This is a genomic window from Methanoculleus sp. MH98A (genome assembly GCF_000691865.1).
In the GTDB taxonomy this organism is placed as follows: domain Archaea; phylum Halobacteriota; class Methanomicrobia; order Methanomicrobiales; family Methanoculleaceae; genus Methanoculleus.
In genome coordinates this window covers 1-515 of record NZ_JMIO01000250.1, presented here as the reverse complement: position 1 = coordinate 515, position 515 = coordinate 1, and the positions used below count along the sequence as shown (strand labels likewise).

The following is a 515-nucleotide window of genomic DNA, read 5'->3' as shown; positions in this document are numbered from 1 at the left end:
CGCGTTCGATCAACTTCTCCGAGGCGAATACCTGCGTTAGCGAGGAAGTTGCCGGACCAATCGGGACCACACATATCTCTGTTTGACCTACATCTTCCCTACACCCAGGGAGCAACCAGACACCGACGGATAGTTGACTAACGACGATACAGGCGGCGATACAAGCGTCGGATGACCAGCAGAGCCAGACCAGCGAAACAGAATATAAGAAGTATCGCGAGAACAAGACCGACAAGCTGACCAAAGATCATGAAAAAGGGATCGAACTCTGGATAAAACTCCTTAATGGTGTGATAAAAGAGTAAGAGGAAGAGCATCACGGCAAACAACACCGTTAAAATAGAATCTATTGATACCTCTTGCCGCATGCTTCATCCACCCGTTATGAAACCGTTACCGTAAACTGATCATCATCCCAACTCGGAATCCCCAAAAGTACTTCCTGTTCATGATCATATGCATAAAATGTATACCGACCCAGGTTAGAGAATTTGACCTTAATTTTCATTTCTTCA

Annotated in this window: 1 protein-coding gene; it reads right to left on the bottom strand. The window is 45.6% G+C overall.

Annotation, left to right across the window (positions count from 1 at the left end):
• Positions 1–137 precede the first annotated feature (137 nt).
• Complete coding sequence (locus tag EI28_RS12860) at positions 138–368, bottom strand: hypothetical protein (RefSeq protein WP_048115450.1); 231 nt, start codon at positions 366–368, stop codon at positions 138–140.
• Between the last annotated feature and the right edge of the window lie 147 nt (positions 369–515).